The sequence below is a fragment of the Methylobacterium sp. WL19 genome (assembly GCF_008040005.1).
Classification (GTDB): Bacteria; Pseudomonadota; Alphaproteobacteria; order Rhizobiales; family Beijerinckiaceae; genus Methylobacterium; species Methylobacterium bullatum.
In genome coordinates this window covers 1-4,836 of record NZ_VRVC01000214.1, presented here as the reverse complement: position 1 = coordinate 4,836, position 4,836 = coordinate 1, and the positions used below count along the sequence as shown (strand labels likewise).

4 protein-coding genes are annotated in these 4,836 nt (G+C 66.9%); 3 read left to right on the top strand and 1 reads right to left on the bottom strand.

Features of this window, described 5'->3' with window-relative positions; genetic code table 11:
• Positions 1–285: helix-hairpin-helix domain-containing protein (locus FV220_RS24110; protein ID WP_147833485.1), on the top strand; the 285-nt coding region annotated here is incomplete at its 5' end.
• A gap of 268 nt (positions 286–553) precedes the next feature.
• Complete coding sequence (locus tag FV220_RS24105) at positions 554–769, top strand: hypothetical protein (RefSeq protein ID WP_056147574.1); 216 nt, start codon at positions 554–556, stop codon at positions 767–769.
• A 181-nt stretch (positions 770–950) separates the two neighbouring features.
• On the opposite strand, the gene FV220_RS24100 is transcribed toward FV220_RS24105, so the two are convergent.
• On the bottom strand, positions 951–3,017 hold the full coding sequence (locus FV220_RS24100; protein WP_246689534.1) for a TonB-dependent siderophore receptor: 2,067 nt from the start codon (positions 3,015–3,017) through the stop codon (positions 951–953).
• A 747-nt stretch (positions 3,018–3,764) separates the two neighbouring features.
• Here FV220_RS24100 and FV220_RS24090 point away from each other — a divergent pair.
• Positions 3,765–4,836: caspase family protein (locus FV220_RS24090; RefSeq protein WP_187273526.1), on the top strand; the 1,072-nt coding region annotated here is incomplete at its 3' end.

Genomic DNA, 4,836 nt, shown 5'->3' with positions numbered 1-4,836 from the left:
CTCCCCTATGGCGGCCCAGTGACGCCCCTGGCCGAGAGCCCTCCCCTGAACGCGGACCGGTCCGAGACGCAGCAGGCCAGCGACAATTCGGGTCCGGCGGCGGTCTCCGTGGTGGATCTCAACACCGCCTCGGTGGCGGAACTCAACGGCCTCAAGGGTGGCGGCATGATCGGCCGCGCCATCGCCCAGCGCCGGCCCTATGCCTCGGTGGATCAGCTGCTCTCGAAACGCGTCCTCAGCCGGTCGACCTATGAGCGGATCAAGAACCAGGTGACCGTGCGTTGAGCGATGGAGGCCGGCTTCGTGCTGGCATCGGACGCCGCCGCTTCGTAAGATCGGCGAGAGGGTCGTGGGCGCCAGCCCTGCGATCGACCGAACAGACAACGAGGCGTCGGGGCCGGATGGGTGAGATGCGTGCCACCACGGCTCGGCGAGGAACGGCCCGGTTCACCGGCATCGCGCGGACCGTTTTCACAAAGCCCGCTCCGCCAGCCACGGGACAAAGCCGCATCCCACGCGCCCGATGCACCGGAAACGCTTGAAAGGACCCGATATGTTGACACAGCCCAGCAACATCACCCTGCGCGACGATCTCGGGGTGACGGAGACCTCCGAGACCGACAACGTGGTACGGTGGGACGGCGAACGGCTCTATGTGGAGCACGACATCTATCACAACGGCCAGCTCGTCCATAAAAAGTACCGCAAGAACGTCACCGAACCCGTGGCGAAGGCACTCCAGGCGCTGATCAATCGCGCCAAGCAATAGCGTGGCGGCGTCCGTCAGGCCCCACTGCCACAGGAGACCGACGCGCCACAGGCGGGATCGGCCCTGCCGGGTCCGGTAGGAGGGCCGCCGAACCAGTCGACGATGTCGGCCGCCGGGGCGCATCGCATCCCGCAACCGGCCAGGCGCGAGGTGTGACTAGCAGCAGGCCGCGAGCCTCGCCTCAGTAGCGGGCCGTCACGCTGGCGAGGACGGTGAGCGGTGCGCCGGGGAGATTGTTGAACTGATTGAAGGGCTGCTCGATGTAGCGGCGATCCGTGAGGTTGCGGCCGTTCACGGCGAAACGCCATATCGGGTCGATCTCGTAGAACAATGTCGCGTCGAGGCGCGCATAGGCACCGACCTTGTAGCTGTTGGCGATGTCGCCGAAGCGCTCGCCCACATAGGTGACGCCGCCGCCGAAGCCCCAGCCCCGCATCGGGCCGCTCTGGAACTGGTAGGTGGACCACAGGCTGGTGCTGAAGGTCGGGGCAGCCGGGAGCCGGTTGCCGATGGCGATCGTCGTATCCTGCGTTACCCGCGCATCGAGGTAGCCGATACCGCCGATGATCCTCCATCCGGGCAGGATCTCACCCGCAATGTCGGCCTCGACGCCCTGCGAACGCTGCTCGCCGGTGATGATGGAGAAGCGGCTGTCGGAGGGGTCGGTCGCGGCCACGTTCGCCCGAACGATCCGGAAGGCGGCGGCGCTCAGGGTGAGGCGATCGGGGATCAGGTCGATGCGCGTGCCGATCTCGACCTGCTCGCCGGTCTCCGGCGCCGGCGTCAGGCCACTGATCACATTGGCGGTCTGGGGCGTGAAGGAGGTCGTGTAGCTTCCGTAGACGGTGAGCGGCTCGATCGGCCGCCAGACCAGGCCGACGCGCGGCGAGGTTCCGGTGACGTCCCGCGTGGGTGGGACGGTGTTGTTGGTGAGGGTGCGCTGGAAATAGAACTGGTTGGCCGTATCCACGCGGACGCCGAGGACGAGTTGCAGCCCCTGGGCCAGCTCGATCTGGTCCTGCATGTAGGTGCCGACCATGAACAGCTTCTGCCGCAGGTCGCTCTGCAGGGCGAGCGTTCCGATCTGCGGTATCGATCCCCGGATCGGATTGAGGAAGGAGACCGGGCTGGCCGTGCCCTGCTGCGCATAGGGATGCCGGTACCCATCGACGATTTCGACGCCCAACAGGGCCGTGTGGCGGAAGCCGAACAGATCGAAGCGGGCGACGGCTTCCGTCTGGCTGTCGATCGAGTTGTAGATGGACTCGATCTCGGACAGACGCCGCGTCAGCGACGCCCCGTTCGCGCTCACCCCGGTGGCGCGGGTGGCGAACACGTCGAACTGGCCCCATTGACCGTTGATCACCTGCCGCAGGGTCAGGCTTTCGTTGACGTCATGCTCGGCCCGCAGGGTGATGGAGTTCGACTCGCCGTAATACCGGGACCAGGACTCGCCATAGTAACGGCGGATGTTGTCCAGGGGCACCCGACCCTGGAAAGCCGTGAGACCTTCGTCATACTGGCTGTGCTGGCGCGAGAACTCGGCATTCAGGGAGATCCGCGTCGAAGCATCGGGCGTCCACAACAAGGACGGCGCGAAGAAATGGCGCGAATTGGAAGGGCCGCCGAAATCCCGGAAGGTGGGGTCGTCCTGCGTGGCGAAGCTGAAGCGGGCGGCGAGCCCTTCCGTCCCCGGGACCGCTCCCGTCACCGAGCCCTGAAGCCGCCGGAAGGCGTAAGACCCGCCCTGCAGGGTGAGGTCCGCGGAAGGCGTGAGCAGGGGCTGGCGCGTGACGATGTTGATCAGGCCACCGGGATCGCCCCTGCCATAGAGGACGGAGGTGGGGCCCTTGAGCACTTCCACGCGCTCGACATTGGCGAGGTCGCGCTGTGTCGGCTGGAAGGTGTTGGCCGGGTTCAGCAGCACGCCGTCGATCGCGTAGGTCTGCGTGTTAAAGCCACGCAGCACATAGGTGTCGGACCGGCCCTGGATGGTGCCGGCGGGCTGGACATTGCTCACATTGGTGAGCGCATCGGTCAGGCGGACGTCCTGCTGATCGACGAGCACGTCACGGGGAACCACCTGGACCGATTGCGGAGAGTCGCGCAGGGCCGTGTCCGTCCGGGTCGAGGTCGCGGAACGGCTCGCCCGGTAGCCGGTGACGGGGCCGTTCGCCCGTTCGCCGCTGCCGATCACCGACAGCTCCGACAGGACCACCGCACTCTCGGCCGGAAGCGTCTGGGCCATCGCGCCGGAGAACGGCCCGACACCGACCGCCAGAATGGCGGCTATATTCAGGACGACGAGCGGACGCAGCATTGTGCTGCGATATAACTCAACTGCTAGTTTGCTCATTGTGTCGTCGTCTCAAGTCTCGGTACGTCATTGCCGGCATCGAGAGCTGTTGAAGGACAACTCACTCCGCAACAAGCACGCTTCACGCGACACGGGCGGGCGCAACTCGGTTCATACAGCCCTGTTGCAATTCGATGACGCTCTAGAAAAGCTCTAAACTATTTCTGATCAAGACATAAAAGAGACGAACCATAGTAGAATAGCTCGTTTATTGCCGAACACTATCACCCAGCGGGACGATCCTGGGGTGACGGAGACCTCCGGGACCGACAATGTGGTGCGGTGGGACGATGAGCGGCTCCATGTGGAGCACGACATCTATCACGACGGCCAACTCGTCCCCGAGAAGGCCCGCGGGAACGTCGCCGAGACCGAGGCGAAAGCGCTCCGCGAGCGGATCAATCGCGCCAAGCCATGGCGAACACGAACCGCGGCTCCTCGGTCACCGGCCCGGCGGACAGGCGCATGCATGCGCCGGGATCGGGGCCGCTCCGAGCGAGGATTTGGTAAGCCCGATTCCGGGCATCCCTGGACGCGTGCTCAATTCTCCACGATGGTGCGACCGCTCGCGCTCAGGTCGTCCGCGATGCTCCGTAGGGTGTCCGTCGACGCTGCCTACGGTGACGGAGGTTCCCGGCGATGGTCCTGTCTCGATGTGTCGCCGTCTTCGCGGCCTTGTTCGCCGCTCTGCTGATATCCGTTCCGGCGACCGCGCAGCAGGCCGAGAAGCGCATCGCCCTCGTGGTCGGAAACGGCGCCTATGAGGGGGCGCCCATCGCCACCGCCGCCAACGATGCCGGCCTCATCGCGCAGACGCTGCAGGCGGCGGGCTTCGACGTGGTGGGGGCGCGCGACCTCGACGAGGATGCCCTGCGCAAGGCCTTGCGCGACTTCCTCGACAAGGCAGCGGCCTCGGGGCCGGACACGGTGGCCTTCGTCTATCTCGCCGGATACGGGCTGCAACTCGAGGGCGAGACCTTCTTCGCCCCGGCGGATGCCCGCATCGCCACCGCCGTCGATGTTCCCGTCTCGGCCCTGCGCGTGTCGGACTACATCAAGCGCCTCTCCACCGTCCCCTTGAAGGCCCGGTTCGTGGTGCTCGACGCGGCCCGCGCCAACCCGTTCGTGAAGACGGGCGACCCGCTCGCCGGCGGTCTCGCCCTGGTGGAGGCCGAACCCGGCAGCCTCATCGCCTACAACGCGGCGCCCGGCACCGTGGCGCCGCCCGAGACGGGGGCGTATGGCGCCTATGCGCAGGCCCTGGTGGAGATGATCCGCGAGGGCGGTCTCCAGCCGGCGGCGTTGTTCGACCGGGTGCGCCTGCGGGTGAGCGAGACCACCGGGGGCGCGGCCATGCCCTGGGACGATTCCAAGATCGAGGTGCCGTTCGTGTTCTTCGAGCGCAACGCCGACGCGCCCGCCCCGGCGCAGGCCGAGCAGATCGCGACTTTGCGCGACCGCCCCTTGCGCGAGATCGGTGCGCGGGACGCCTATTCGGTGGCGGTCGAGCGCGACACGTTGCAGGGGTACCAGGATTTCCTCGGGGCCTATCCCGATGACCCGATGGCCAAGCGCGTGCGCGCCATCGTGGCCGCCCGGCGCGAGGCGACGACCTGGCGCCGCGCCCTGTCGTCCGGCACGCAGGACGCCTACTGGTCCTACCTTTCGCGCTACCCGCGCGGACCGCACGCGGCGGATGCGCGCCGTCGCC